Annotated in this window: 24 protein-coding genes; 4 read left to right on the forward strand and 20 right to left on the reverse strand. The window is 71.3% G+C overall.

Annotated elements, in window-relative coordinates; translation table 11 throughout:
- The 3 genes from ctaD to folD form a co-directional block, all read right to left on the reverse strand.
- The coding region (gene ctaD, locus B351_RS0112555) for a cytochrome c oxidase subunit I (protein WP_019399381.1) at positions 1–1967 on the reverse strand (1967 nt) is incomplete at its 3' end.
- Complete coding sequence (locus B351_RS0112560) at positions 1964–2674, reverse strand: cytochrome c oxidase subunit II (protein WP_019399382.1); 711 nt, start codon at positions 2672–2674, stop codon at positions 1964–1966. The genes B351_RS0112560 and ctaD, both read right to left, overlap by 4 nt.
- A 141-nt stretch (positions 2675–2815) precedes the next feature.
- A complete protein-coding gene (folD, locus tag B351_RS0112565; RefSeq protein ID WP_019399383.1) occupies positions 2816–3676 on the reverse strand; it encodes a bifunctional methylenetetrahydrofolate dehydrogenase/methenyltetrahydrofolate cyclohydrolase FolD in 861 nt (286 codons plus the stop codon).
- 69 nt (positions 3677–3745) lie between these two features.
- Here folD and B351_RS0112570 point away from each other — a divergent pair, with 69 nt between their 5' ends.
- Positions 3746–4042: a DUF1244 domain-containing protein gene (locus B351_RS0112570; RefSeq protein ID WP_019399384.1), complete on the forward strand. Its 297-nt coding sequence runs from the start codon at positions 3746–3748 to the stop codon at positions 4040–4042.
- A 9-nt stretch (positions 4043–4051) separates the two neighbouring features.
- On the opposite strand, the gene B351_RS0112575 is transcribed toward B351_RS0112570, so the two are convergent.
- The 11 genes from B351_RS0112575 to ndk all read right to left on the reverse strand — a co-directional run bounded on the left by B351_RS0112575 (position 4052) and on the right by ndk (position 15656).
- Positions 4052–5893, reverse strand: coding sequence for a monovalent cation:proton antiporter-2 (CPA2) family protein (locus B351_RS0112575; RefSeq protein ID WP_019399385.1), 1842 nt, complete (start codon positions 5891–5893; stop codon positions 4052–4054).
- Positions 5894–5950: 57 nt separating this feature from the next.
- Positions 5951–7087 carry a molybdopterin-synthase adenylyltransferase MoeB gene (gene moeB, locus B351_RS0112580; protein ID WP_019399386.1) on the reverse strand — a complete coding sequence of 379 codons (1137 nt, stop codon included), beginning with the start codon at positions 7085–7087 and terminating at the stop codon, positions 5951–5953.
- A gap of 83 nt (positions 7088–7170) precedes the next feature.
- Positions 7171–8385 carry a gephyrin-like molybdotransferase Glp gene (glp, locus tag B351_RS0112585; protein WP_019399387.1) on the reverse strand — a complete coding sequence of 405 codons (1215 nt, stop codon included), beginning with the start codon at positions 8383–8385 and terminating at the stop codon, positions 7171–7173.
- A gap of 30 nt (positions 8386–8415) precedes the next feature.
- Positions 8416–9012, reverse strand: coding sequence for a molybdenum cofactor guanylyltransferase (locus tag B351_RS0112590; RefSeq protein ID WP_019399388.1), 597 nt, complete (start codon positions 9010–9012; stop codon positions 8416–8418).
- Entirely contained in the window at positions 9009–10409 is a 1401-nt protein-coding gene (gene der / locus B351_RS0112595; protein WP_019399389.1) for a ribosome biogenesis GTPase Der, read from the reverse strand. The genes B351_RS0112590 and der overlap by 4 nt, the downstream gene beginning before the upstream one ends.
- A gap of 28 nt (positions 10410–10437) precedes the next feature.
- Positions 10438–11637: an outer membrane protein assembly factor BamB gene (bamB, locus tag B351_RS0112600; RefSeq protein ID WP_019399390.1), complete on the reverse strand. Its 1200-nt coding sequence runs from the start codon at positions 11635–11637 to the stop codon at positions 10438–10440.
- Positions 11637–12260, reverse strand: coding sequence for a tetratricopeptide repeat protein (locus B351_RS0112605; RefSeq protein WP_019399391.1), 624 nt, complete (start codon positions 12258–12260; stop codon positions 11637–11639). The genes bamB and B351_RS0112605 overlap by 1 nt, the downstream gene beginning before the upstream one ends.
- A 71-nt stretch (positions 12261–12331) precedes the next feature.
- On the reverse strand, positions 12332–13183 hold the full coding sequence (locus B351_RS0112610) for a helix-turn-helix domain-containing protein (RefSeq protein WP_026010685.1): 852 nt from the start codon (positions 13181–13183) through the stop codon (positions 12332–12334).
- The gene (gene pilW, locus B351_RS0112615; protein ID WP_050992208.1) at positions 13180–13992 is read right to left on the reverse strand and encodes a type IV pilus biogenesis/stability protein PilW; all 813 of its coding nucleotides are present in this window, start codon (positions 13990–13992) and stop codon (positions 13180–13182) included. The genes B351_RS0112610 and pilW overlap by 4 nt, the downstream gene beginning before the upstream one ends.
- Complete coding sequence (gene rlmN, locus B351_RS0112620; RefSeq protein ID WP_039731618.1) at positions 13979–15196, reverse strand: 23S rRNA (adenine(2503)-C(2))-methyltransferase RlmN; 1218 nt, start codon at positions 15194–15196, stop codon at positions 13979–13981. Before rlmN ends, pilW begins: the two co-directional genes overlap by 14 nt.
- A gap of 34 nt (positions 15197–15230) precedes the next feature.
- Positions 15231–15656 (reverse strand): nucleoside-diphosphate kinase, encoded by a 426-nt coding sequence (gene ndk, locus B351_RS0112625; protein ID WP_019399395.1) that lies wholly within the window; start codon positions 15654–15656, stop codon positions 15231–15233.
- A 217-nt stretch (positions 15657–15873) separates the two neighbouring features.
- Between ndk and B351_RS0112630 the strand changes: the two genes are divergently transcribed.
- From B351_RS0112630 to B351_RS0112640, 3 genes are all read left to right on the forward strand, one after another.
- Entirely contained in the window at positions 15874–16503 is a 630-nt protein-coding gene (locus tag B351_RS0112630) for a TetR/AcrR family transcriptional regulator (RefSeq protein ID WP_019399396.1), read from the forward strand.
- 27 nt (positions 16504–16530) lie between these two features.
- A complete protein-coding gene (locus B351_RS0112635; RefSeq protein WP_026010687.1) occupies positions 16531–18900 on the forward strand; it encodes a 3-hydroxyacyl-CoA dehydrogenase/enoyl-CoA hydratase family protein in 2370 nt (789 codons plus the stop codon).
- A gap of 144 nt (positions 18901–19044) precedes the next feature.
- Positions 19045–20253, forward strand: coding sequence for an acetyl-CoA C-acyltransferase (locus B351_RS0112640; RefSeq protein ID WP_019399398.1), 1209 nt, complete (start codon positions 19045–19047; stop codon positions 20251–20253).
- Between the two features lie 70 nt (positions 20254–20323).
- Here the strand turns inward: B351_RS0112640 and galU are convergent, their stop codons facing one another.
- The 6 genes from galU to B351_RS0112670 form a co-directional block, all read right to left on the reverse strand.
- A complete protein-coding gene (galU, locus tag B351_RS0112645; RefSeq protein WP_019399399.1) occupies positions 20324–21217 on the reverse strand; it encodes a UTP--glucose-1-phosphate uridylyltransferase GalU in 894 nt (297 codons plus the stop codon).
- Positions 21214–23127 carry a nucleoside-diphosphate sugar epimerase/dehydratase gene (locus B351_RS0112650; protein ID WP_026010688.1) on the reverse strand — a complete coding sequence of 638 codons (1914 nt, stop codon included), beginning with the start codon at positions 23125–23127 and terminating at the stop codon, positions 21214–21216. Before B351_RS0112650 ends, galU begins: the two co-directional genes overlap by 4 nt.
- A gap of 18 nt (positions 23128–23145) precedes the next feature.
- Positions 23146–24135, reverse strand: a complete 990-nt coding sequence (locus B351_RS0112655) for a glycosyltransferase family 4 protein (protein WP_019399401.1) — start codon at positions 24133–24135, stop codon at positions 23146–23148.
- Positions 24132–25310: a lipopolysaccharide assembly protein LapB gene (gene lapB / locus B351_RS0112660; protein WP_019399402.1), complete on the reverse strand. Its 1179-nt coding sequence runs from the start codon at positions 25308–25310 to the stop codon at positions 24132–24134. The genes B351_RS0112655 and lapB overlap by 4 nt, the downstream gene beginning before the upstream one ends.
- Before the next feature lie 4 nt (positions 25311–25314).
- Entirely contained in the window at positions 25315–25614 is a 300-nt protein-coding gene (locus B351_RS0112665) for a lipopolysaccharide assembly protein LapA domain-containing protein (RefSeq protein ID WP_019399403.1), read from the reverse strand.
- A gap of 67 nt (positions 25615–25681) precedes the next feature.
- Positions 25682–25993, reverse strand: coding sequence for an integration host factor subunit beta (locus B351_RS0112670; RefSeq protein WP_019399404.1), 312 nt, complete (start codon positions 25991–25993; stop codon positions 25682–25684).
- Positions 25994–26072 lie beyond the last annotated feature (79 nt).

A 26072-nucleotide genomic window follows, 5' to 3' on the forward strand; every position in this document is an offset into this window, starting at 1 on the left:
TACTGCACCGGAAGTCCGAGCCGCGGGCCGGCCTGCACCCTGGCCGGCGCATGGCGGTCGCCGGTGGTCCAGGCCCACGCGCAGAACTGGCCCAGCAGGACCACCAGCACCAGCACCGAGCCCAGGTAGAGCCTGGCGATAAAGCAGGCCAGCAGCGCCGCGATCGCCAGCGCGGCCAGCAGCGGCTGCCAGCTCGAGCCGGGAAGGCGGATCACCTGCTCGGGCACGCCGCCGAGGATCGAGGTCCCCATCGACTCGCGCCGTCCCGATGCCGGATCGCCCAGCAGCCCGGCGGCATCCGCGGTGCGCGCGGCCAGCCCGCGGTCCTGCCACAGCGGATAGCGGTCGGCCACCACCGGCAGCGAGGCGAAGTTGTAGGCCGGTACCGGATGCGGCAATGCCCATTCCAGGGTGCCCGCGCGCCACGGGTTGCGCCGCCCGGGGCGGCCATGGCGGAAGCACAGCGCCGCGTCGATCAGGATGGCGACCGTGCCGGCGGCCAGCACGAAGCTGGCGGCGGTGGACAGCAGGTTGAGCCAGTGCACGCCCAGCTGTTCCGGATAGCTGTAGGCACGCCGGGTCATACCCAGCAGGCCGGTCAGGTGCATGGGCAGGAAAGCCAGGTGGAAGCCCACGAACACCATCCAGAACGCGGTGCGGCTGAGGCTTTCCGAGGGCATCCGCCCGCTGGCCAGCGGCAGCCAGTAATACAACCCGGCGAACATCGGGAACATCAGCCCGCCGATCAGCACGTAGTGCAGGTGCGCGACCACGAAGTGGGTGTCGTGCACCTGCCAGTCGAACGGCACCAGGGCCACCATCACCCCGGTCAGGCCGCCGCCGACGAAGGTGATGAAGAAGCCGACCAGGTAGAGCATCGGCACCCGCAGCCAGGGCCGCCCGGCCCACAGCGTGGCCAGCCAGGCGAACACCTGGATGCCGGTGGGGATGGCCACGGCCATGCTCGCGGCGCTGAAGAAGGCCAGCGCCAGCAGCGGGATGCCCACCGCGAACATGTGGTGCACCCACAGTCCGAAACTGAGGAAGCCGGTGGTCACCAGCGCCAGCACGATCCACAGGTAGCCGGCGATGGGCCTGCGCGCGAAGGTCGCCACCACCATCGACACCACGCCGGCCGCGGGCAGGAAGATGATGTAGACCTCCGGATGCCCGAACAGCCAGAACAGGTGCTGCCACAGCAGGGGGTCGCCGCCGCGGGCCACGTCGAAGAACACGAAGCCGAAGGCGCGCTGGATCTCCAGCAGGATGCTGCCCAGGATCAGCGGCGGGAAGCCGAAGGCGATCATGAAGGCGGTGACCAGCATCGCCCAGGCGAACAACGGCATGCGCCGGATATCCATGCCCGGAGCGCGGCACAGCAGGATCGCCACGATCAGCTCCACCGCCGCCGTCACCGCCGCGATCTCGGCAAAGGTCACGCCGATCAGCCAGAAGTCCACGCCGCGTCCCGGCGAATGGGTCGCGTCGGTCAGCGGCACGTACATGAACCAGCCGCCGTCCGGTGCCTCGCCGAACAACAGGCCCGAATACAGGAAGAGGCCGCCGAACAGGTAGCACCAGTAGCCGAAGGCACCCAGCCGCGGGAACGGCAGGTCGCGTGCGCCCAGCATCTTCGGTAGCAGGTACATCGCGAAGCCTTCCATGATCGGCACCGCGAACAGGAACATCATCGTGGTCCCGTGCAGGGTCACGAACTGGGCGTAGCGTTCCGGATCCAGCACCTGGTTGCCCGGCCAGGCCAGCTGCAGGCGGATGAACATGGCCAGCGCGCCGCCGGCCAGCAGGAAGGCGAAGCCGGTGGCGATGAAGCGCAGGCCCACGGTGCCGTGGTTGACCGCGGTCAGCTGGCCGCGCCAGCCCGGGGCGTTGTTCCAGATCCGCGCCAGCGCCGCCAGGCGGCGGCTGTTCTCCCCGGGCGGCAAGGTGTCCATGCGCGCTTCGCTCATGGGCTGCCCTCCCCTGCCTGCGCCACGGCGTTGTCGCGCAGCCAGGCCTCGTACTCGGCCGGTGCCAGCACCTGCACCTCGAAGCCCATGAACGCATGCTCGAGCCCGCAGAACTCGGCGCACTGGCCGCGGATGGACCCGGCCTGGTCGGCCCGCAGGCGCAGCACGTTGGTGCGCCCGGGGATGGCGTCGATCTTGCCGCCCAGGCGCGGGATCCAGAAGCTGTGGATCACGTCGGCGCTTTCGATCCGGAACTCGACCATCCGCCCCAGCGGCATGGCCAGCAGGTCGGTGGATGCCGCCAGCGGCCGGCCGTCGTCGCCCAGGTAGACGAAGTCCCAGTGCCACTGCCGCCCGGTGACGGCAACGAGGTGCGAGGCATCGGCGCTGCGCCCGCTGACGCGGTCGCTGGCCAGGGTGCCGTGCACCAGCAGTCCCAGCAGCACCCCGGTCGGCAGCACCAGCCCACCGGCGACGATCATGCGCCGTGCGCCGGCCTCGGAAAGATGGCGACGGCGGCGCAGGCCGGCCAGCAGCAGCGCCGTGACCAGCATCCACACCACCAGCGCCATCCAGAACAGGCCCCACCAGATCCCGGCGATTGCCGCCGCGGAGGGGCCAGCCGGGTCCAGCGCCGACTGCGGCCCGGCGCAGCCGGCGAGCAGCGGCGGCACGATCGGAGCCGCCAGCCAGCAGCGTCTGTCCATGGCGCCGATAAGCCCGATCCTCCGCCGCGGTCACAGGGCGGCAGTGTGTCGCTGGCGTCGTGAAGCCACCGCGACGCCGGGGCGCGCGGCGGCAGCCGCAGCGGCGGCCGCCGCGGGTCAGGCGATCAGGCGGTCAGGCGATCAGGCAGCGGCGGCCTCGGCCGCTTCCAGGGTGTTCTGCATCAGGGTGGCCACGGTCATCGGGCCGACGCCGCCTGGCACCGGGGTGATCCAGCTGGCGCGCTCGGCCGCGGCCTCGTAGCCGACGTCGCCGACCAGGCGGCCATCCTCCAGGCGGTTGATGCCCACGTCGATCACCACTGCGCCAGGCTTGACCCACTCGCCGGGGACGATGCCCGGGCGGCCCACCGCCACCACCAGGATGTCGGCATTGCGCACCGACTGCTCCAGCACTTCCGGCGGGGTGAACTTGTGGCAGCTGGTCACGGTGCAGCCGGCGATCAGCAGCTCCAGGCCCATGGGCCGGCCGACGTGGTTGCTCACGCCGACGACCGTGGCATTGCGCCCGCGCACCGGGCGGTCGGTATGCGCAAGCAGGGTCATGATCCCGCGCGGGGTGCACGGGCGCAGGCCGAACTGGCGCAGGGCCAGGTGGCCGACATTGGAGGGATGGAAGCCGTCCACGTCCTTGCGCGGGTCGATCCGCTCGATCAGGCGGCTGGCGTCGGGGATGCCCGGCAGCGGCAGCTGCACCAGGATGCCGTGGATCTTCGGGTCGGCGTTGAGCCGGTCGATCAGCTCCAGCAGCTCGGCCTCGCTGGTGCCGGCCGGCAGGTCGTAGTCGAAGGCCTCGATCCCGACCTTCTCCGCGGCCCGGCGCTTGTTGCGCACGTACACGGCCGAGGCCGGGTCGTCGCCGACCAGGACCACGGCCAGGCCCGGCCGCGGCAGGCCGCGTGCGACGCGCGCGTCGACCCGCGTCTTCAGTTCTTCGAGCAGGTCTTCGGAAACGCGGCGGCCATCGAGGATGCGTGCGGTCATCGGGATGCTTGCGGGACGGTGCGGCGGAGCGGCACATTCTCCCCGATTCCGGACGCACGAGGTAGGCGCATGGTCGACACGGTGGAACTGGAGGCGGCCGCGTTCCGCCGGCTGCTGCGGCACCTCAACCAGGAACGCACCGACGTCCAGAACATCGACCTGATGATCCTGGCCGGCTTCTGCCGCAACTGCCTGGCCGACTGGTACCGCGAGGCCGCGCTCGAGGCCGGGCTGGAAATGGACAGGGAACAGGCCCGCGAGGCCATCTACGGCATGCCCTTCGCCGAGTGGAAGGCCCGCCACCAGCGCGAGGCCACGCCGGAGCAGCTGGCCGCGTTCGAGGCCGCGCGCAAGCGCCACGGCTGAGGCGCCGGCTCAGCCGGCCGGCGGCTGCCCTGCCCCGTCCCCGTCTGCCTCGTCCAGGCGGCGCGACACCCGCTTCGGGGGAGTGAACGGGGTGGGGGTGGCCGGCGGGGTATGGCCGATGATCAGCGGCCGCCCGGCGCGCACGTCGCCGGCGGCCAGCTCCAGGGCGAAGCGCTCGGCGTCCAGGCGCCGCATCTCCCTGGCGATGCGCGCCGCCAGCTGCGGCTCGGTGCCCAGCGCCTCCAGCGCGGCCTGGCCGAAGCGCACCGCCGACTCGAAGGTCTCGCGGACCTGGAAGTGCACGTCCAGCGCCGCCAGCTCCAGCGCGTGCTCGCGGTCGTACGCGCGCACCAGCACCCGGGCCTGCGGGAACTCCTCGCGGCACAGCCGGGCGATGCGGGTGGCGGCCCGGCGGTCGTCCACGCACACCGCGATCACCCGCGCGCTGGCCGCGCCGGAGGCGCGCATCACGTCGGCGCGGGTGCCGTCGCCGTAGTAGACCTTGAAGCCGAACTCGGCGGCGCTGCGGATCATCCCGATGTCGGTATCGATGATCGTCACGTCCACGTCGCGCGCCAGCAGCGCCTGGCTCATCACCTGGCCGAAGCGGCCGAAACCGACGATCAGCACGCTGCCGCTCTGCCCGTCGGCCTCCTCGATCCCGTCCATGGAAGGGGCCTCCTCGCGCTGGAACAGGCGCCGCACGGCCAGCACCGCCAGCGGCGTCAGCGCCATCGACAGCACCACGATCGCGGTCAGGTTGGCATTGGCCGTCCCGTCGATCACCCCGGCCGCCTGCGCCGCCGAGAACAGCACGAAGGCGAACTCGCCGCCCTGGGCCATCAGCACCGCGCGGTCCAGCGCATCGCGGTGGCCGGTGCGTGTGATCCGCGCGACCACGTAGATGCAAGCCGCCTTGGCCGCCATCATCGCCAGCAGGCCGGACAGGATCAGCGGCCAGTTGGCGGCCACCACCGCCAGGTCCAGGGCCATGCCCACGCCGAGGAAGAACAGGCCCAGCAGGAGGCCGCGGAACGGCTCGATGTCGGCCTCCAGCTGGTGGCGGAAGGTCGAACCGGACAGCAGCACGCCGGCCAGGAACGCGCCCATCGCCGCCGACAGCCCGCCGACCTCCATCAGCAGCGCCGCGCCCAGCACCACCAGCAGCGCCGCGGCGGTCATCACCTCGCGCGCCTGTACCCGCGCCAGCAGCCGGAACAGCGGATTGAGCAGCCACACGCCCGCCACCACCAGGCCGCCCAGCGCGCCAATGCCCACCAGCACCGCCATCCAGCGGCTGCCCTCGCCCGCCGCGGCCGGCAGCGGCGACATGAACGCCACCAGGGCCAGCAGCGGCACGATCAGCAGGTCCTCGAACAGCAGGATGGAAACGATCTTCTGCCCCCGCGGCAGGGCAATGTCGCCGCGCTCGCCCAGCAGCTGCATCACCACCGCCGTGGAGGTCAGGACGAAGCCGGCCGCGCCGATGAAGGCCGCCGGCATCCGCAGCCCGCACAGCCACGCCACCCCGGTCAGCACCACGGTGCACAGCCCGATCTGCAGCGTGCCCAGGCCGAAGATCTGCCGGCGCAGGCTCCACAGGTGGGCCGGGCGCATTTCCAGCCCGATCAGGAACAGGAACATAACCACGCCCAGCTCGGCCACATGCAGGATCGCCTGCGGGTCGGAGAACCAGCCCAGTCCGAACGGACCGATCAGCAGCCCCGCCGAGAGGTAGCCCAGCACCGAGCCCAGGCCCAGACGCCGGAACAGCGGCACCATGACCACCGCCGCCCCGAGCAGGGCGACGACCTTGACCAGTTGTTCCGCGCCACCCGCTTCGACCGCCATGGATGTCCTCCTCCGCGGGCCGCGGCCCGCATGGGTGCCGACCCGCCGTCCGCCGCTTCAGGTCGTGGCGCAAAACGCCGCGTAATCGATGTAGCCCGGGAACGGCCGCCCTTCGGCGCACACCGGGCAGTCCGGGTCCGGCGGCAACTTCAGCTCGCGGAAGCGCATGGCCAGCGCATCGAACTGCAGCAGGCGCCCGGCCAGCGGCTCGCCGATGCCCAGCAGCAGCTTGATCGCCTCGTTGGCCTGGAGCAGGCCGACGATGCCCGGCAGCACGCCCAGCACCCCGGCCTCGGCGCAGTTGGGCGCGAACTCCGGCGGCGGCGGCTCCGGAAACAGGCAGCGGTAGCACGGCTTCGCGCCGCGGTGGCGGCCAGCATCGAACACGCTCGCCTGGCCTTCGAAGCGTTGCACCGCCCCGTACACCAGCGGCTTGCCCAGCTTCACGCAGGCGTCGTTGAGCAGGTAGCGCAGCGGGAAGTTGTCCGAACCGTCGACCACCACGTCGATGCCGTCCAGCAGTGCCTCGACGTTGTCCGACGTGACCCGCGCCTGCACCGGCTCGATCCGGATCGAGGGATTGAGCGCCTGCAGCCGCTGCCGCGCCGATTCGACCTTGGGCGTGCCGAGCGAGGCCTCGGTATGCAGGATCTGCCGCTGCAGGTTGCTGCGGTCGACGATGTCGTCGTCCACCAGGCGCAGGTGGCCCACGCCCGCCGCGGCCAGGTAGAACGCCGCCGGCGAACCCAGCCCGCCGGCGCCGACCACCAGCACGCGGGCCGCGGCCAGGCGCCGCTGGCCTTCGATCCCGACCTCGGCCAGGCGCAGGTGGCGCGAATAACGCTCCAGGAAATCAGCCTCGGCCGGCTCCAGCTGCGGCCGCACCAGGGGCAGCCCTTCGCCGGCCCAGGCATTGGTGCCGCCATCGACCGAGTAAACGCGGGCGAAGCCGGCGCCGCGCAGGGCCTCGGCCGCGGCGCGGGAGCGTTTGCCGACCTGGCAGATCAGCAGTACCTCGGCCTGCGGGTCCGGCAGGTGGCGGGCCGGATCGGCCTCCAGCTCGGCGCGGCGCACGCCGAGCGCGCCCTCGGCCTGGCCGGAGACGCGTTCGTGCGGCTCGCGGATGTCGATCAGCAGCACGCCCTGCCGCTGGCGTTCGCGGGCCTGCCGCGGCGTCACCGTTACGCTGTCCATGCGCCGGATTATCGACGCCAATGGCCCGGCGGCGGAAGCGCGCATTGGGCCGCGGCCGCGCAACGCTGCGTCGCCGTGCCCGGCTACAGCGGCAGCACTTCGACCAGGTCGCCGGCGGCGTACGCGCGCGCGCCCTCCTCCAGCACGATCAGCGCGTCGCTGGCCGCGGCGGCGCGCAGCCGGTGCGAGCCGTCGGCGGGCTCGGGGTGCACGTACAGGGTGGCGTCGTCCTCCTGGAACAGGCGCCCGCGCAGGAACTCGAAGCGCTCGTGGCGCTTGTGCCAGGGCGCGGCCAGGCGCGCGCGCCAGCGCGGGCGCGGCTCGCGGCCCTGCAGCGCATCGACCAGTGCCCGCCCGAACACATGGAAGGTTGCCAGCACCGACACCGGATTGCCCGGCAGGCCGAGCACCAGCGCCCGCCCGGCCTCGCCGAACAGCAGCGGCATGCCCGGGCGCATGCGCACCTTCCAGAAATGGATCCGGCCGCGGGACTGCAGCCAGCGCGGCAGGTGGTCCTTCTCCCCCGCCGACACCGCGCCGCAGGTCAGCACCAGGTCGAAGTTCTCCACAGCGTCGTCCAGCACCGCGGCGATCAGCACCGGATCGTCGGGCAATGTCGGCCAGGCCACCGGCTCCAGGCCGGCGGCGCGCAGCTGCGCCATCAGCTGCTCGCGGTTGCTGTTGTAGACCTGGCCCGGGCGCAGCGGCAGGCCCGGCTCGGCCAGCTCGTCGCCGCTGGCGAACACGGCGACGGTGGGCCGCACGACCACCTCCAGGCGGTCGATGCCCAGGGCCGCGGCAAGCCCGATCCGCGCCGGGGTCAGCACCTGCCCGGCGCGCAGCACCACCTCGCCGGCCACCACGTCCTCGCCCTGCCTGCGCACGTGGGCGCCGGCGCGGATGGCGGCCGGCACCTGCACGCGGCCGTCCTGCTCGACCACATCCTCGCGGATGACGATGGTGTCGGCGCCGGCCGGCAGCGGCGCGCCGGTGGTGATGCGCACGCACTGGCGGGGGCCCACGCACAGGCCAAGGTCCGGACCGGCGAACTGCTCGCCGGCCAGCTCCAGCGTGACCGGCGCATCGGCGGACAGGTCGGCATGGCGCACGGCGAAGCCGTCCATCGCGCTGTTGTCGAACGCCGGCAGCGCGATCGGCGCAACCACGTCGGCGCCGAGCACGCGGCCGTCGGCGCGGCGGGTCGGCACCTGCTCGCTGGCGCGGCCGCGGCCGGCGGCCGCCTCGTGCAGCAGGTCCAGCGCCTGGCGGACGGTGATGCGGCTGGGAAAGTCGGTCATCGCGGCTCCCGTGCGGTGGTGGGCGGCGCCTCAGCGCGGCGGCAGCACGATGCGCACCGCGGCCAGGTCTGCGGGGGTGTTGAGGTTGCCGAAGCGTACGCCGGCAAAGGCCACCCGGGCCATGCGCAGCCGCTGCTGCAGGCGGCGCGGCGCCAGCTCGCCGGCGGCCAGCGCGGCCGGCAAAGCCGCGCGCAGCGCCTCGACGCGGTACAGCGCCACCAGCGGCTGCAGGCCGTCGGCATCCTCGGCCACGGCGCCGTCGGCATCGCGGCAGGAGACCAGGGTGCGCACCAGGCAGTCGTTGGTGTCGAACAGGTCCACCGGCAAGGTCAGCAGCCAGGGCGTGCGGCAGGCCGCGGCCAGGGCCTCGATCCCGGCCAGCGGACCGCTGTCCGGTGGCAGGCGGTCGGGCACGGCCTGGAGGCCTGCATCGGCGTAGCGCGCCAGCTCGCGGTTGGCGCTTACCAGCACCGCGCCGACCTCGCCCGGGAACCGGCGCGCCAGCCGCAGCACCTGCGGCTGGCCATCACGCTCGATCCAGGCCTTGTCGACGCCGCCGAGCCGGCTGCCGCGACCACCGGCCAGCAGGCCCAGGGTGATCTCCGCGGCGGCCGGGATCGCGCTCACTTGCCGCGCTTGACGTGGCGCATCAGCCGGCGCTTGCGCGCGACCTGTCGCTCGGTCAGTTCGTTCTTCTTGCCTTCGTACGGGTTGGCGCCCTCGCGGAACAGCATCCGCACCGGGGTGCCCACCAGCTTGAAGCGCTTGCGGAAGAAGTTCTCCAGGTAGCGCTTGTACGAATCCGGCAGCACCTTCAGGCGGGTGCCGTGGATCACGAAGGTCGGCGGGTTCTCGCCGCCCGGGTGCACGTAGCGCAGCTTGGAGACGTGGCCGCGGATGCTTGGCGGCGGGTTGGTCTCCGCCGCGATCTCCAGCGCCTTGTTGACCTCGCTGGTGCTGAAGGTGCGGGTGGCGGAGGCGTGCGCGCGGTGGATGGCGCGGAACAGCTCGCGCAGGCCCGAGCCGTGCAGCGCGGAGATGCGCACCACCTCGGCCCAGGGCACGAAGCCGAGCTTGCGCTCCAGCATCGCCTCGGCCTGCTCGCGCTGGTAGGTGCTCAGGCCGTCCCACTTGTTCACCGCGACCACCAGGGCGCGGCCGGCGTCGAGCACGGCGCCCAGCACGGTGGCGTCCTGGTCGGTCACGCCCTCGGTGGCGTCGAGCATCAGCACCGCCACCTGGCAGTGCTCGATCGACTGCATGGTCTTGACCACGCTGAACTTCTCGACCGCTTCCTCGATGCGGCCGCGGCGGCGGATGCCGGCGGTGTCGATCAGGCGGTACAGGCGGCCGTCGCGCTCCAGGTCCACCGCGATCGAGTCGCGGGTGGTGCCGGGGACCTCGGAGGCGATCATCCGCTCCTCGCCCAGCAGGCGGTTCACCAGGGTCGACTTGCCCACGTTGGGACGGCCGACGAAGGCGATGCGCAGGCGGTTGGGATCGTTGTCCAGCGCCTCGGCGCTGCCCTCTTCCGGCAGCCGCTCCAGGACCTCGGCATGCAGGTCGTCCAGGCCCTGGCGGTGGGCGGCGGAGACGGCCAGCATGTCGGCGAAGCCGTAGCGCGCGAACTCGGCGCGCACCGCCTCCTCGAAGGTGCCGTCGATCTTGTTGATCACCAGCAGGGTCGGCCGCGCCAGCTTGCGCAGCCAGGCCAGGATCTCGTCGTCCAGGGCCGAGGCGCCGTCGCGGCCGTCGACCACGAACAGGATCAGGTCGGCCTCGGCGGCGGCGGCGCGCGCCTGGCGCGCGGTGGCGCCGGCCAGGCCTTCCTCCTCGCCGGCGATGCCGCCGGTGTCCACCAGCAGGAACGGCCGCTCCGGATCCAGCCGGCACACGCCGTAGTGGCGGTCGCGGGTGACGCCGGGCTGGTCGTGGACCAGGGCGTCGCGACTGCGCGTCAGCGCATTGAAGAGTGTGGACTTGCCGACATTCGGCCGTCCGACCAGGGCAACCAGCGGTAGCATCGCGAAATTCCTGCCCGCATCCGTCCGGTCAGTCGAGGCGGAAGGCGGTCAGGCCTCCCTTGACGTCCTGCACCAGCAGCAGTCCGTCGGCCACCACCGGCGCGGCCTTGATCGCCTTCTTGCGGCCGACGCGCTCGCGCGCGGCCATCTCGCCGTTGTCCAGGCGCAGCCAGTGCACGTAGCCGGCATAGTCGCCGACCACCGCATAGTCGCCCTGCACCGCCGGGCCGGTCAGCGAGCGGCGCGCCAGCGCCGGCTGCGACCACAGGGCCACGCCGTTGGACTTGTCAAGGGCGTAGACGGTGCCGGCGGCGCTGGAAACCAGGATCGCCGAGGGCGCCACGCCGATCGCGCCGGGGCCGCCGTGGTCGCTCTGCCACATCGGGCGGCCACTGGGACCGTCGATGGCCACGGTGCGGTTGCGGTAGCTGCTGGCGTACAGCATGGTGCCGTCGATCACGATCGGCGCGTCGACGTCGGCCATGCGTTCCAGTTCGGTGCGGCCTTCGGGCAGGCCCACGGCCTGTTCCCACAGCAGGCGGCCGTCGCGCAGGGCCAGCGCGGTCAGGGTGCCGTCGTCGTTGCCGGCGAACAGCAGGCCCGGGGCCGGCGTCAGCGAGGCGTTGCCACGCACGGTCAGGCTCGGCAGTTCGCGCTCGGCGTACCAGCGCTGCTCGCCGCTGGCGGCGTCGAAGGCGGTGATGCGGCCGTCGTTGCTGCGCACCAGGACCAGGCCCTGGGACACGGTCGGGGCGGCGATGATCTCGCTGCGCACCTTGGCGCGCCAGCGCTCGCTGCCGTCCTGGGCGTCCAGCGCGATCACCGCGCCGTCCAGGCCGCCGACCACGACCAGGCCGTTGCCGGCGCCGGGACCGCCGGTCAGGCGCAGCTTCTCGTCCTTGGCGGCCTTGAATTCCCACACCCGCTTGCCGGTCTGCAGGTCCAGCGCCAGCACCCGGCCCTCGGCCGCGGCGGCGTAGACGCGGCCATCGGCCACCGCCGGCCCCTGGCGCGCGCCGATCCGGCGCTCGCCGTCGCCCAGGTCCACCGACCAGGCCTTGCGCGGCTTGATGGTGGGCTTGAACTTCACCAGCTCGGCCGGCTCGGCGGCCTTCTTGGCCTCGGCGTTCTTGCCGGCAAACATGCTCTTGAACGAGCTGCAACCCGCCAGCAGCGAGACCAGGACGGCCACGGCCGCCATGCGCTTGATCATGTCGGTGCGCTCCATCAGATCGACCCCGCCGTCTCCGGCAGCTGGCCACCGGCTTCCTGCAGCTTCAGTTCCACGCGCCGGCGCGCCGGCGCCTCCGCGTCCAGCCCGGCCAGGGCGCGCTGGTACTCGGCACGCGCCTGCTCCGCCTTGCCGGCGGCCACCAGCGCGTCGCCGCGCAGTTCCAAGGCCACGGCATCGGCGTCCTCGCCCAGCACATCCAGCGCTTCCTGCGGCTTGCCGGTGGCAACCAGCAGCTGCGCCAGGCGCTGCCGGACCACCGGTTGCAGCGCCGGGTCGGCCTTGATCCCGCGCAGGGTGGCGATGGCGTCCTCGGGCTTGCCGGCCTCGACCTGGGCCTTGGCCAGCTGCAGCGCGCCGAGGCTGGCGTACAGGCCTTCCTGTCCGGCCAGGGCCGCGCCGGCGTCTTCCTCGCCGGCCTGCAGCCGGGCGATCGCCTGGCTGTAGGCCGCGTGCGCCTCCTGCTGCCGGGCCAGGCCGCGTTCCTGCCACTGGCGCAGGCCCCAGATCGCGGCGATGCCGACGATGAGGCCGGCGAGGATGCCCGGCAGGTTCTTGCGCAGCCAGGCGCGGACGCGTTCGCCCTGTTCGTGCTCGTCCAGAAGGTCGTCGATTGCCATGCAGTGTCCTGCCCCGTGCGGCGCGCACGGGGACGTGTTCTTGTTCTTGTTGGAAAGGCCCGCGGACCGCTTTACTGCGCGGGCTTGACGGATCCGTCAGAGGATACCGCAAAGCGGGCCACGTTCGCCCTCCTGAAGGGCGACAGGTCCACGATACTGCCGGCCTGCTGAACGCGTACCGCCGCCGCGTTGCCCAGCACCACGCCGGCGACCTCGCCCGGCTGGAAGCTGCGCGTCTCGCCCTGGCGCGCCAGGCGCTGCTCGATCACGCGGCCGTCGGGGCCGGTGACCTCGATCCAGCTGTCGCCCTCGAAGCTCAGCTCCAGGGCCGGCGCCGGCGCCGGTGCCTGCTGCCGCACCGGCGGCGCCAGCGAGGCCACGTACGGCCCGGCTTCGCCGGCCTGGGCCTGCGGCCTGGCGCGCGGCGCCTGCACCGGCGGCGCTTCCGGGGCCGTCGTGGCCGGGGCATCGGCGACCTCCGCCGGCAGCACGTCCAGCGAAGCGGTCGTCGGCAGCTGCCCGGCGAAGTGCGAACGGGTCGCCAGCCACACCGGCACCGCGATGGCGGCGGTGATGACCACGTACACCGCGCGGCGGCCGACGTTCTCCATCAACCGTTGCAGGCGCGGGGTATGCACGTGGCTGACCAGCTCCACGGGCGCCGGCGGGGCGACCTGGACCTGCAGCAGCGGCTCCAGGTCCACGCCCAGCAGCCGCGCGTAGCTGCGCAGCTGGCCGCGCACGAACACCGGCGCGCCGATGACTTCCCAGCGCCCCTGCTCCAGTGCCTCGACCACGTGTACCGGCATGCGCAGCCGCGTAGCGACCTCGCGCAGTTCCAACCCGGCCGCCTCGCGCGCCTCGCGAAGCAGCTCCCCGCAACCCCGAGCGTCTCCCCCGACGTTCGCGTTGTCATGGATCACTGTGGATCTTCCCCGGTTTTGTCAGTGACGGCTTCCGGGAACTCCGCCCGTAGCCGCTGTTGATACCGGCTGGCGGCCACCCTGTCGCCAAGCCCCTGTTCAATCCTGACCGCGAGTTGTAGCACGGATGCATCGGCGGGCGCAGCCGCCAGCCGGCGCTCGGCGAAGGCCCGCGCCTGCAACAGCCGGCCCTGCTCGAACGAGAGCACGGCCATCTGCGCCAGCGCCGCCGGGTGCACCGGATCCAGCTCCAGCGCCTTGCGCAGGTCCTGCTCGGCGCGCTCGAGCTGGCCGCTGCGCAGGGCGCAGCTGCCGGCATTGGCCAGGGCCGAGGCGCGCGAGCCGGGGGCGGTCACCGCCATGGCCCGGTCCAGCCACACCAGGGCCTCGGCCGGATAGCCGTTGGCGCACAGCCAGGCGCCGTAGTTGTTGAGCACGTCGCCGTTGCCCGGCGCCAGTTCGGCGGCCTTGCGGTAATGCGCGCCAGCGGCCTCCAGGTTGCCGCGCCTGGACTCGACTGCGCCCAGCACGGTGTAGGCGTCCACTGCCGACGGATCCAGGCGCAGGGCCTTGCGCGCCAGCTTCTCGGCTTCGGCCAGGTCGCCGGCGGTCAGGCGCTGGGTCGCCAGGCCAATGGCGTCGCGGACCTGGACGCGGCGCTTGGTCGCCTCGCCGTCCTCCAGCCGGTAGACCGGGGCGACCCGTTCGGTACCGCGGATCTTGGGCGATTTGACCGTCGCGGGGCGGGCGCAGCCTGCCACGAGCAGGGCGCCACAGAGCAGGAACAGGAGCCGATCAGGCCGCCGCATGGCCTCCGGCCCGCGGCGCCTGCCCTTCCCGGCCCAGGCTGCGCCGGAACTCGGCCTGCCGGCGCGTCCGGTCCATGACCTGGCCCTTGAGCTGCCCGCAGGCGGCGTCGATGTCGTCGCCGCGGGTGCGGCGGACCATGGTCAGCACCTGCGAATCGAGCAGGATCTTCTGGAAGGCGCGGATCGCCGACTCGTCCGGGCGCTCGTAGCGGGTCCCCGGGAACGGGTTGAACGGGATCAGGTTGACCTTGCCCGAATCGCGCGCCTGCACCGCGTTGTCGAACTGGCGCATCAGCCGCGCCAGCTGGCGGGCGTGCTCGGGCTGGTCGTTGACCCCCTTCATCAGGGTGTATTCGAAGGTGATCGACTCGCGGCGGCGGTTGGCGCGCAGGTAGCGACCGCAGGCGGCCATCAGCTCGGCGATCGGGTACTTCCTGTTGAGCGGGACCAGCTGCTCGCGCAGCTCGTCGTTGGGTGCGTGCAGCGAAACCGCCAGCGACACGTCGCTCTCCACCGACAGGCGGTCGATCATCGGCACCAGGCCGGAGGTCGACAGGGTCACGCGCTTGTTGGCCAGGCCGTAGCCCAGGTCGTCGCGCATCACGCTCATGGCGCGCACGACGTTGTCGAAGTTCATCAGCGGCTCGCCCATGCCCATCATCACCACGTTGGTGAGCTTGCGCTGCTGGTGCGGCACGTTGCCCAGGTGGCGGGCGGCGATCCAGACCTGGCCGATGATCTCGGCCGTGGTCAGGTTGCGGTTGAAGCCCTGGGTGGCGGTCGAGCAGAAGGTGCAGTTGAGGCCGCAGCCCACCTGCGAGGACACGCACAGGGTGCCGCGGCCCTTGTCCGGGATGAACACGGTCTCGATGGCGTTGCGGCCATCGTCGCCCATCGCCAGCAGCCACTTGTGGGTGCCGTCGGCGGAGGGCTTGTCGAACACGATGTTGGGGACGACGACCTCGGCATGCGCGTGCAGCTTGGCGCGCAGCGCCTTGCCGAGGTCGGTCATCTGGTCGAAGTCGGTGACGTAGCGGTGGTGGATCCACTTCATCACCTGGTGGGCGCGGTAGCGCTTCTCGCCGAGGACTTCCTCGAAGAAGCGCTCCAGGCCCGCACGGTCCAGCTCCAGCAGGTTCTGGCGCGCGGCCACGGGCGCGGCGACCGGGTCGCCGGTGGTGGTCACGCTGGGAATCGGCTGCAATGCGGACACGTGCTTCGACCTGTGCTGGATGCGCTCAGCGCGAGACCACTTCCGTGGCCGCGAAGAAGTACGCGATCTCGATGTTGGCGTTCTCCACCGAGTCCGAGCCGTGGGCGGCGTTGGCGTCGATGGATTCGGCGAAGTCGGCGCGGATGGTGCCCGGCGCGGCTTCCTTCGGGTTGGTGGCACCCAGGATCTCGCGGTGCTTGGCCACGGCGTTCTCGCCTTCCAGCACCTGGATCATCACCGGGCCGGAAGTCATGAACTCGACCAGGGCGTTGAAGAACGGACGCTCGCGGTGCACGGCGTAGAAGCCCTCGGCCTCGCGGCGGGTCAGCTGCTTGTACTTGGCGGCGACGATCTTCAGGCCGGCCTTCTCGAAACGGGTGTAGATCTCGCCGATCACGTTCTTGGCGACGGCATCGGGCTTGACGATCGAAAGGGTGCGCTCCAGCGCCATTGGATTCTTCTTCTTTGGAGTTGAGGGAACGGGACCGGCCCGGCGGAACCGGGCCTGAAGGAAAAACCCGCGGCGTGGCGCGGGCTTAGCTTGGGTAGCGTTGACGAATTCTAGCATCCGCCGGCCGGCTTTGCAGGCACCGGGATGCTGCAGCGCAAAATGACCCGTCGCCGGCCCGGGCCTAGGATTAAACAATCGTTTGATTTAGTCCGGAGCCATGGGCAAGCCCGCGCACTTCTCCACCAAGGAACGGATCCTGGCCGCGGCGGAAGAGCTGTTCGCCCAGCACGGCTTCGCCGGGACCTCGCTGCGCCAGGTCACCAGCCAGGCCGCGGTCAACATCGCCGCGGTGAACTACCACTTCGGCTCCAAGGAAAACCTGATCAACGAGGTGTTCCGGCGGCGCATGGACGTGATGACCGCCCAGCGCCTGCAGCAGCTGGAGGCCGCGCTGCGCGACCACCCCGGCCAGCTGGAGCCGATCCTGGCGGCCTTCATCGACCCGGCACTGGCCCTGGCCCAGGATCGCAACGGCGGTGCCGCCTTCGTGCGCCTGATCGCCCGCGCCTACGCCGAGCACAACGAGAGCCTGCGCCGGTTCCTGTCGGACCACTACGGCCATGTGCTGCGCGAGTTCGGCAAGGCGCTGGCCGCGGTGCTGCCCGGCCTGGACAAGGAAACCCTGTACTGGCGCCTGGACTTCCTGGCCGGGGCGCTGACCTACGCGATGTCGGAATTCGGCCTGATCAAGCGCCCCGCCAGCGCCAGCGAGGCGGCCCACCGGAGCCGGGCCGCCCGGGAACTCATCCGATTTGCCGCCGCAGGACTGCAGGCGGCAGCAAAGTAACCGTTCAATATCAAGAGGTTGCAAGAAATGTCTAAGAAACTGCTTGTACGCCGCGCTGCGGTGCTGGGCGCCGGCGTCATGGGCGCGCAGATCGCGGCCCACCTGACCAACGCGGGCGTGGACACCGTGCTGTTCGACCTGCCCGCCAAGGAGGGCCCGGCCGACGGCATCGTCCTGAAGGCCATCGGCAACCTCGCCAAGCTCAGCCCGGCCCCGCTGGCCAGCAAGTCGCTGGCGGCGGCCATCACCCCGGCCAACTACGACACCGGCCTGGAGCAGCTGCGCGACTGCGACCTGATCATCGAGGCCATCGCCGAGCGGATGGACTGGAAGCAGGACCTGTACAGGAGGATCGCGCCGTTCGTGGGCGAGCACGCGGTGCTGGCCTCCAACACCTCCGGCCTGGGCATCAACGCCCTGGCCGCGGTGCTGCCGGAGCAGCTGCGCCACCGCTTCTGCGGCGTGCACTTCTTCAACCCGCCGCGCTATATGCACCTGGCCGAGCTGATCCCGGCCGACACCACCGACAAGGCGGTGCTGGAGGGCCTGGAGACCTTCCTGACCACCAACCTTGGCAAGGGCGTGGTCTACGCCAAGGACACCCCGAACTTCATCGGCAACCGCATCGGCGTGTTCTCGATCCTGTCGGTGATCCACCACACCCGCCAGTTCGGCCTGGGCTTCGACGAGGTCGACGCCATCACCGGCCCGCTGGTCGGCCGCCCGAAGTCGGCCACCTACCGCACCTCCGACGTGGTCGGCCTGGACACCATGGCCCACGTCATCAAGACCATGGCCGACACCCTGCCGCAGGATCCGTGGCACAAGTACTTCCAGTCGCCCGACTGGCTGCAGGCACTGATCGCCAAGGGCGCCCTGGGCCAGAAGGCCGGCGCCGGCATCTTCCGCAAGGTCGGCAAGGACATCATGGTCCTGGACCTGGAGAAGCAGGACTACCGCGCCGCCGACCGCAAGGCCGCCGACGAGGTGGTCGAGATCCTCAAGATCAAGAACCCGGCCGAGAAGTTCGCGAAGCTGCGCGAGAGCCAGCACCCGCAGGCGCAGTTCCTGTGGGCCGCGTTCCGCGACCTGTTCCACTACAGCGCCTACCACCTGGCCGACATCGCCGACACCGCGCGCGACGTCGACCTGGCCATCCGCTGGGGCTACGGCTGGTCGCTGGGCCCGTTCGAGACCTGGCAGGCCGCCGGCTGGAAGCAGGTGGCGCAGTGGATCGCCGAGGACATCGCCGCCGGCAAGGCCATGAGCGACGCCCCGCTGCCGGCGTGGGTGCTCGACGGCCGCGAGGGCGTGCACGCCGCCGAGGGCAGCTACAGCCCGGCGACCAACACCCTGGTGCCGCGCTCGTCGCTGCCGGTCTACCAGCGCCAGCGCTTCCCCGATCCGCTGCTGGGCGAGAAGTTCGACCAGGGCACCACGGTCTACGAGAACGACGGCGTGCGCATGTGGCACGACGGCGACGGCATCGCCGTGGTCTCGTTCAAGACCAAGATGAACACCGTGTCCGACCACGTGCTCAACGGCCTGCAGGAAGCGATCTGCATCGCCGAGCGCGACTTCCAGGGCCTGGTGATCTGGCAGCAGAAGGAGCCCTTCTCCGCCGGCGCCGACCTGGCCGGTGCGCTGGGCCTGCTGCAGGCCGGCAAGGTCGACGAGTTCGACGCCCTGGTCGCCAACTTCCAGCGCACCAGCCAGCGCATCAAGTACGCGCTGGTGCCGGTGGTCGCGGCGGTGCGCGGCCTGGCCCTGGGCGGCGGCTGCGAGTTCCAGATGCACAGCGCCCGCACCGTGGCCCACCTGGAGAGCTACATCGGCCTGGTCGAGGCCGGCGTGGGCCTGCTGCCGGCCGGCGGCGGCCTCAAGGAGCTGGCGGTGCGCGCCTCGCGCGCGGCGGCCGGCGGCGACGTGTTCGCCGAGCTGAAGAAGACCTTCGAGACGGTGGCCATGGCCAAGGTCTCGACCTCCGCCGTGGAAGCCAAGGAGCTGGGCCTGCTGCGCCCGACCGACCGGATCGTGTTCAACGCCCACGAGCTGCTGCACGTGGCCAAGGCCGAGGCGCGCAACCTGGCCGAGGGCGGCTACCGCCCGCCGCTGCCGGAGCGCCGCATCCAGGTCGCCGGCGACGTCGGCATCGCCACCTTCCGCATGCTGCTGGTCAACATGCTCGAGGGCCGCTTCATCAGCGAGTACGACAACGAGATCGCCACCCGCATCGCCACCGTGGTGTGCGGCGGCGAAGTCGACCGCGGCAGCCTGGTCGACGAGGCCTGGATGCTCAACCTGGAGCGCAAGCACTTCGTCGAGCTGGCCCAGCAGGAAAAGACCCAGGCCCGCATCGGCCACATGCTCAAGACGGGCAAGCCGCTCAGGAACTGAGATTCGTGATTCGGGATTGGGGATTCGCAAGAGCGCATCCCCACCCAGGAAAACCATTGATGCCGGCGTGAGGAGTTCGATCCGGAGTTTGCTTTTGGCGACTCACGAATCACGAATCCCGAATCCCGGCTTTCGGAGAAAGCCATGACCAAGCAGATCCAGGACGCCTACATCGTCGCCGCCACCCGCACCCCGGTGGGCAAGGCGCCGAAGGGCGTGTTCCGCAACACCCGGCCGGACGAGATGCTGGCCCACGTGCTCAAGGCCGTGGTCGCGCAGGCCCCGGGCATCGACACCAGCCGCATCGACGACGCCATCATCGGCTGCGCCATGCCGGAGGGCGAGCAGGGCATGAACGTGGCCCGCATCGGCCTGCTGCTGGCCGGCCTGCCGAACACCATCGCCGCCCAGACCATCAACCGCTTCTGCTCCTCCGGCCTGCAGGCCGTGGCCCTGGCCGCGGACCAGATCCGCCTGGGCAACGCCGACCTGATGCTGGCCGGCGGCACCGAGTCGATGTCGATGGTGCCGATGATGGGCAACAAGGTCGCGCTGAGCCCGCAGGTGTTCGCCCGCGACGAGAACGTGGCCATCGCCTACGGCATGGGCATCACCGCCGAGAAGGTCGCCGAGGAGTGGAAGATCTCGCGCGAGGACCAGGACGCCTTCGCCCTCGCCTCGCACCAGAAGGCGCTGGCCGCGATCGCCGCCGGCGAGTTCCGCGACGAGATCTCGCCCTACGAGGTCGTCTCGCACCTGCCCGACCTGGCCGGCAATGCGATCGCGCTGAAGAAGCGCCTGGTCGACACCGACGAGGGCCCGCGCCCGGATACCTCGATCGAGGGCCTGGCCAAGCTGCGCCCGGTGTTCCGCAACGGCCAGTTCGGCGGCAGCGTCACCGCCGGCAACTCCTCGCAGATGAGCGACGGCGCCGGCGCGGTGCTGCTGGCCTCGGAGAAGGCGATCAAGGAATACGGCCTGACTCCCCTCGCCCGCTTCGTCAGCTTCTCGGTCGCCGGCGTGCGCCCGGAAGTGATGGGCATCGGTCCGATCGCCGCGATCCCCAAGGCGCTCAAGCAGGCCGGCCTGAGCCAGGACCAGCTGGACTGGATCGAGCTCAACGAGGCCTTCGCCGCGCAGGCGCTGGCGGTCATCCGCGACTGCGGCCTGGATGCGTCCAAGGTCAATCCGCTGGGCGGCGCGATCGCCCTGGGCCACCCGCTGGGCGCCACCGGCGCCATCCGTACCGCCACCCTGGTGCACGGCCTGCGCCGCCGCCAGCAGAAGTACGGCATGGTCACCATGTGCATCGGCACCGGCATGGGCGCGGCGGGCATCTTCGAGGCACTCTGAGCCCTCGCCCTCCGCGGACATGAAAACGGCGCCCTCGGGCGCCGTTTTCATTGCAGCTTCGCCGGATGGATCAGCCGCGCTTTTCCTCGAGTGCGGCGAGCATGGCCTGGCGGGCCGCCGCACCGTGCTTGGGGTGCTCCAGCGCGAAGTGCACGGTGGCCTCGATCAGGCCGATGTGCGCGCCGCAGTCGAAGCGCCGCCCCTCGAAGTGGTAGGCGTCGATGTGGCCCCCGGCCTTGATCGTCGCGGCGATCGCGTCGGTCAGCTGGATCTCGCCGCCGGCGCCGCGGCCGGTGGTCTCCAGGGTCTGGAAGATGCTGCCCGGCAGGATGTAGCGCCCGACCACGGCCAGGTTGCTGGGCGCGTCCTCCGGCTTGGGCTTCTCGACCATGGCCTCGATCCGGCCGCTGCGGCCCTCGAAGCCGCGGGTGGCGACGATGCCGTAGCTGGAGGTCTTCTCGTGCGGCACCTTCTCGACGGCGATGACGCCACCGCCGGTCTGCTCGGCCAGGTCGGCCATCTGCTTGAGGGCGCCGTCGCCGCGGTTCCACATCAGGTCGTCGGGGAGCAGCACCGCGAACGGCTCGTCGCCGACCACGTCCCTGGCGCAAAGTACCGCGTGGCCAAGGCCCAGTGCTTCGTGCTGGGTGACGAACACCACCTGCACGTGCGGTGGCAACGGTGCCCTGATCTGCTCCAGCTGTTCGAGCTTGCCTGCCTTGCGGAGCTTGTGCTCGAGTTCGTAGTGCTGGTCGAAGTAGTCGGCGATCGAATGCTTGTAGCGGTTGGTGACGAACACCAGGGTGTCGCACCCGGCTTCGATCGCTTCGTCTACCGCGTACTGGATCAGCGGCCGATCGATGATCGGCAGCATCTCCTTGGGGACGGTCTTGGTGGCGGGGAGGAACCGGGTGCCAAGCCCGGCGACCGGAAAGACTGCCTTGCGTATCCGTTTGTTGGTCATCGTGTCCTTACTGCCTCTCGCGGGGGGAACGGGACCACCGTAGCGGTGTTCTCCTTGTTACCCGCGACAGGCAGGGGCGCAAATCCGGGGATGAGCACGCCCAGCGCCTGCCGCAGGCCGTTCTCATCATAACGTGTGACGGCCGTCCGCATATGCTCGATTTCCTGCAGCAGCAGGTCGGCGGGGCACTCCCGGGCGCTGGCCTCCAGGATCTTCGGATGGGCGGTGGGACGGTAGTGCTCGTCCGCGTAGAACAGGGTCTCGTGCAGCTTCTCGCCCGGGCGCAGGCCGGTGTAGACGATGGCGATGTCCCGCCCCGGCTGCTTGCCGGCCAGGCGGATCATCTGCTCGGCCAGCAGCCGGATCGGCACCGGCTCGCCCCTGTCCAGGGTGTAGATGGCCGCGTGCGAGCCCGAGGCGGCGGCCTGCATGATCAGCTGGCAGGCCTCGGGGATGGTCATGAAGTAGCGGGTGACCTCCGGGTCGGTCACGGTCACCGGGCCGCCGCGGCGGATCTGCTCGCGGAACAGCGGCACCACGCTGCCGGCCGAATCCAGCACGTTGCCGAAGCGTACGGTCACGTAGCGGGTGCCCTCGACCCGCTCGTCCAGCGACTGGGCGATCATCTCGGCGATGCGCTTGGAGGCGCCCAGCACGTTGGCCGGGTCGACCGCCTTGTCGGTGGAGATCAGCACGAAAGTGCCCACCTTGTACTCGCGGCACAGCTCGGCGACGGTATGGGTGGCCAGCACGTTGTTGCGCACCGCCTCGCGCAGCTGCGACTCCAGCAGCGGGACCTGCTTGTAGGCGGCGGCGTGGAACACGGCATCGGGGCTGGAGCGCTCCAGCGCGTGGCGGGTGACGGCCGGATCGCCGCAGTCGCCCAGCACCGCCTCGACCTCGACGTCGGGGAAGGCCCGCGCCAGCTCGGCATGGATGGTCAGCAGGGCCAGCTCGGAGATCTCCAGCAGGACGATGCGCCGGGCGCCATGGCGCGCGCACTGCCGGCACAGTTCCGAACCGATCGAGCCGCCGGCGCCGGTCACCATCACGGTGCGGCCGTCCAGCCAGCCGCGGATCATGGCCCAGTCCGGGGTGACCGGCTTGCGGTTGAGCAGGTCCTCGATCGCCACTTCCTTGAGCTCGCCGGGCATGGCCTTGCCCTCGAGCACGTCGGTCAGGCGCGGCACGGTGCGGAACGGCAGGCCGCTGTGCTCGCAGATGCCCAGCACGCGCTGCATGCCGGCCGCGTCCAGCGAGGGGATGGCGATGACCAGCATGCCGGCGCCGACCTCACGGGCCACGGTGGGCGCGTCCTCGAGGCGGCCGAGGACCGGCATGCCGTGCAGCTGCGAGCCCTGCAGGTGCGGGGCATCGTCCAGGAAGCCGACCGGCTGGTAGGTGCCGGAGCGGCGCAAGTCGCGGACCAGGGCTTCGGCCGCCTGCCCGGCGCCGAGGATCAGCACCCGCTGCTGGTTGGCCGTGCCGCGCGACAGGTGGTAGTCCTTCCACACGCGGTAGAGCAGCCGCGGCAGGCCCAGCATGGCGGCCAGCGCCAGCGGGTACAGCATCAGCACCGCGCGCGGCAGGGCCTCGAGCCGGTTGTAGACCGCCAGGCACAGCACGATGGCGATGGTGCCCAGGCCGGCGGCCTTGATGATGTTCCAGATGTCCGGGACGCTGGCGAAGCGCCACACGCCGCGGTACAGGCCCACCCGCCAGAACACCAGGCCCTGGGCGGCCAGGACGATGGCCAGGGTGGGCGTCAGCAGGGTCCAGTCGTAGCTCTCGGAGCGGGCCGCGTAACGCAGCACGTGCAGCCCCTGCCAGCACACCGCGGCCATGAAGAGGTCATGCAGGACGATCGCCGTACGAGGCAGGGAAACAGGCAAGGCTGGGCCAGTGTTCATGCGGATGCGACGGTCCTGTCAGGTGTGCTGGATGCGCCTCCCCTGGAGCAGCCACAGCACGACCGCCAATGCGAGCCAGGTGCCCGCGACGGCGGCCGGACGAACCGTTCCAGACGCGTGGGCACCATACGCGACCCAACCTGCCAGCAGACTGAACAGACCGTACCCCTGGCTAACCCGAACGTGACTGCCCGCACGCTTGGCCCAACGCTGGTACAGGTGCGATACATGTGGGAGCCACCAGCGCTCCCCGCGCAGGACCCGCCGGCCCAGGGTGAGCGAGGCATCGACCAGGAACGCCGACAGCGGCAGCAGCAGGAACAGCGGCTGCAGGGCCCCGCCCTCGCGGGCCAGCGCCGGCGCGGTCCAGGCCACCATCGCCGCCAACAGGTAGCCGAGGGTGCCTGAGCCGACATCGCCCAGGAAGATCCGCGCCCGCGGATAGTTGAACGGCAGGAAGCCGCAGCAGGCGGCGAACGCCCCCCAGGCCAGCGCGGCCACCGGCGGCGCGAGGAAGGCGAAGGTCGCCAGCGCGATCATCGCCTGGCTGGTGGCGATGCCGTCGATCCCGTCCATGAAGTTCCAGACGTTGACCAGGACCGGCACCGCGGCACAGGCCAGCAGCGCCCAGCGCCAGTCGCCCTGCCCCGCGTACAGGCCGGCCGCCAGCACCAGCCCGGCCAGGCACTGCACCGCCAGCCGCGACCACGGCGACAGCGGGCGGTGGTCGTCGATCCAGCCGATCCCGGCCACCAGCAGCAGGCCGGCGGCGAAGGCCAGCGCCGGGAGCGGGGCCAGCACGCCGCCGGCAACCGCCAGCGCGGTGCCGGCCAGCAGCGCGATGGTGATGCCCAGGCCGCCGCCGCGCGGCGTCGGCACGGTGTGGCTGCGGCGCTCGCCCGGCAGGTCGAGCAGGCGCCGGCGCGCGTAGCGCAGGGTGAGCCAGGTGCCCAGGGCCGACACCGCGGCCAGCGCCAGGCTGGTCCACAGCACCGCTGGCGTGCTCATACCACGGCGTAGTTCAGCAGCGGCTTGACCGTGCCCCACTCCTTGCAGCTCGGGCACTGCCAGTGGTGGGTGCGGGCACCGAAGCCGCAGCGGGTGCAGCGGTAGCTGGGATTGCGCACCAGCAGCTGGTCGGTGATGTGCTTGAGGTCGTGCAGGGTCGCGGTGCTGTCGGCGCCGACCGCGAGGGTCAGGTCGATCAGGGCGGCCTCGCCGCGCACCGAGGGGCGGTCCTTGAGCTGGCGGCCCAGGTAGTCGCGCGCGGCCACCGCGCCCTCCTGCTGTTCGATCAGGTGGGTCAGGGCCAGCACCGGGGCGATGCCGCGGTAGTGCTCGCTCATCTCGGCCAGGAACGCGCGCGCGCCGGCGGTGTCGCCGACCTGGGCGTAGGCGGTGAGCAGGCCCGGCAGTAGCTCCGGCAGGTAGTCCGGGTCGTGGCGCGCGGCGCGCTCGAAGGCGCGGATCGCGCCCTCGGGGTTGTTCGCGCTGGCTTCGATGCGGCCCTCGAGGATGCCGGCGCGCACGCATGTGGCGTCGGCCTGGTAGGCGCGCGCGATCGCCGCGCGGGCGGCGTCCAGGTCGCCGTTGGCGCGGTGGCGCTCGGCCAGCTCGCACTCGAACTGCGCCACCAGCTTGCCCATCGGCTCGCCGGTCACTTCCTCGAAGCGCATGGCGTTGTCGATCGCCTTCTCCCAGTCGCGCTCGGCCTGGTAGATGCCGATCAGGTGCTTGAGCGCCTGCGGCGCGCGCTGGTCGATGCGGGCCAGGTCGGCGAACACGGTTTCGGCGCGGTCGAGCAGGCCGGACTTCATGTAGTCCTCGCCCAGCGCCAGCAGCGCCTGCACGCGCTGGGCGTCGGACAGGTCGGTGCGCTGGACCAGGCCCTGGTGCAGGCGGATGGCGCGGTCGACCTCGCCGCGGCGGCGGAACAGGTGGCCCAGGGCCAGCTGGGTCTCGAAGGTTTCCTTGTCCAGTTCGGCGATGTGCAGGAACAGCTCGATCGCCTTGTCGGGCTGCTCGTTGAGCAGGTAGTTCAGGCCGCGGAAGTAGGTGCCGGAAAGCCGGCTGACCTGGGTGTCACCGTGGCGCTGCCCTCCCCTGCGGCCGACCACCCAGCCGGTGAGCGCCGCAAGCGGCAGGAACAGGAAGAACCAGAACCACTCGTTGAGGAATTCCATTTGCTTAGTTGCCTTCCCGGTGGGGTGCCGGTGTGTGGAGGCCATCGACCGCCGGCGCACTGGCGCCATTGCGTGCCCGCTCGAGGCGGCGCAGGCGGGCGTGCAGCGGCAGCACGGTGCTGGCCACGACCAGGCCGCCGCCCAGCAGCACGCCGGCCAGCAGCGCGACGACGATGGCGATGCCCGATGTGGTGGAGACCTCGGCCAGGCCGAAGTCGAGGCGGAGGCGCTGCGAATTGAGCGATCCCACCACCAGCCCGATCGCGACGAAGGCGAGCAGGACCAGCAGGCGGAGGATGTTCATGGGCGGAGGCTCCGGTGCGCGGATCGCCCCCAAGCTTAGCCGACCGGGGCCGGCGCGGCGCGGCCGGTCAGGCGTCCTGCGGCTCGGACGGGGCGGGCACGACGTCGCTCACCCGCTCGCGCAGCTCCTTGCCGGCCTTGAAATGCGGCACGTACTTGCCCGGCAGGGCCACGGCCTCCCCGGTCTTGGGGTTGCGGCCGATGCGCGGCGGACGGTAGTGCAGCGAGAAGCTCCCGAAACCGCGGATCTCGATGCGCTCACCCGAAGCCAGCGAACCGGCCATCATCTCCAGCAGCGACTTGACGGCGAGGTCGACGTCCTCGGCCTTCAGGTGCGACTGGCGGCGAGCCAGGATCTCGATCAGTTCGGACTTGGTCATCTCGGACTATGGAAGCGGGCGGATACGCCGCGGCGACCCGGGATCGCCGGGTCGCCGCGGGGCCATTCACGCTGGCGGG

Source organism: Pseudoxanthomonas sp. GW2, assembly GCF_000283075.1.
Lineage (GTDB): Bacteria > Pseudomonadota > Gammaproteobacteria > Xanthomonadales > Xanthomonadaceae > Pseudoxanthomonas.

Excerpts from the sequence above, each read along its gene's own strand:
- ndk (WP_019399395.1), bottom strand. The coding sequence starts at position 15,656 with ATGGCGCTGGAGCGCACCCTTTCGATCGTCAAGCCCGATGCCGTCGCC.
- B351_RS0112655 (WP_019399401.1), bottom strand. The coding sequence starts at position 24,135 with ATGAGCACGCCAGCGGTGCTGTGGACCAGCCTGGCGCTGGCCGCGGTG.
- B351_RS0112575 (WP_019399385.1), bottom strand. The coding sequence starts at position 5,893 with ATGGCGGTCGAAGCGGGTGGCGCGGAACAACTGGTCAAGGTCGTCGCC.
- lapB (WP_019399402.1), bottom strand. The coding sequence starts at position 25,310 with ATGGAATTCCTCAACGAGTGGTTCTGGTTCTTCCTGTTCCTGCCGCTT.
- glp (WP_019399387.1), bottom strand. The coding sequence starts at position 8,385 with ATGACCGACTTTCCCAGCCGCATCACCGTCCGCCAGGCGCTGGACCTG.
- B351_RS0112630 (WP_019399396.1), top strand. The coding sequence starts at position 15,874 with ATGGGCAAGCCCGCGCACTTCTCCACCAAGGAACGGATCCTGGCCGCG.
- B351_RS0112605 (WP_019399391.1), bottom strand. The coding sequence starts at position 12,260 with ATGGCAATCGACGACCTTCTGGACGAGCACGAACAGGGCGAACGCGTC.
- B351_RS0112560 (WP_019399382.1), bottom strand. The coding sequence starts at position 2,674 with ATGGACAGACGCTGCTGGCTGGCGGCTCCGATCGTGCCGCCGCTGCTC.
- pilW (WP_050992208.1), bottom strand. The coding sequence starts at position 13,992 with ATGCGGCGGCCTGATCGGCTCCTGTTCCTGCTCTGTGGCGCCCTGCTC.
- B351_RS0112670 (WP_019399404.1), bottom strand. The coding sequence starts at position 25,993 with ATGACCAAGTCCGAACTGATCGAGATCCTGGCTCGCCGCCAGTCGCAC.
- B351_RS0112640 (WP_019399398.1), top strand. The coding sequence starts at position 19,045 with ATGACCAAGCAGATCCAGGACGCCTACATCGTCGCCGCCACCCGCACC.
- der (WP_019399389.1), bottom strand. The coding sequence starts at position 10,409 with ATGCTACCGCTGGTTGCCCTGGTCGGACGGCCGAATGTCGGCAAGTCC.
- B351_RS0112650 (WP_026010688.1), bottom strand. The coding sequence starts at position 23,127 with ATGAACACTGGCCCAGCCTTGCCTGTTTCCCTGCCTCGTACGGCGATC.
- bamB (WP_019399390.1), bottom strand. The coding sequence starts at position 11,637 with ATGGAGCGCACCGACATGATCAAGCGCATGGCGGCCGTGGCCGTCCTG.
- B351_RS0112570 (WP_019399384.1), top strand. The coding sequence starts at position 3,746 with ATGGTCGACACGGTGGAACTGGAGGCGGCCGCGTTCCGCCGGCTGCTG.
- B351_RS0112635 (WP_026010687.1), top strand. The coding sequence starts at position 16,531 with ATGTCTAAGAAACTGCTTGTACGCCGCGCTGCGGTGCTGGGCGCCGGC.
- folD (WP_019399383.1), bottom strand. The coding sequence starts at position 3,676 with ATGACCGCACGCATCCTCGATGGCCGCCGCGTTTCCGAAGACCTGCTC.
- moeB (WP_019399386.1), bottom strand. The coding sequence starts at position 7,087 with ATGGACAGCGTAACGGTGACGCCGCGGCAGGCCCGCGAACGCCAGCGG.
- B351_RS0112665 (WP_019399403.1), bottom strand. The coding sequence starts at position 25,614 with ATGAACATCCTCCGCCTGCTGGTCCTGCTCGCCTTCGTCGCGATCGGG.
- galU (WP_019399399.1), bottom strand. The coding sequence starts at position 21,217 with ATGACCAACAAACGGATACGCAAGGCAGTCTTTCCGGTCGCCGGGCTT.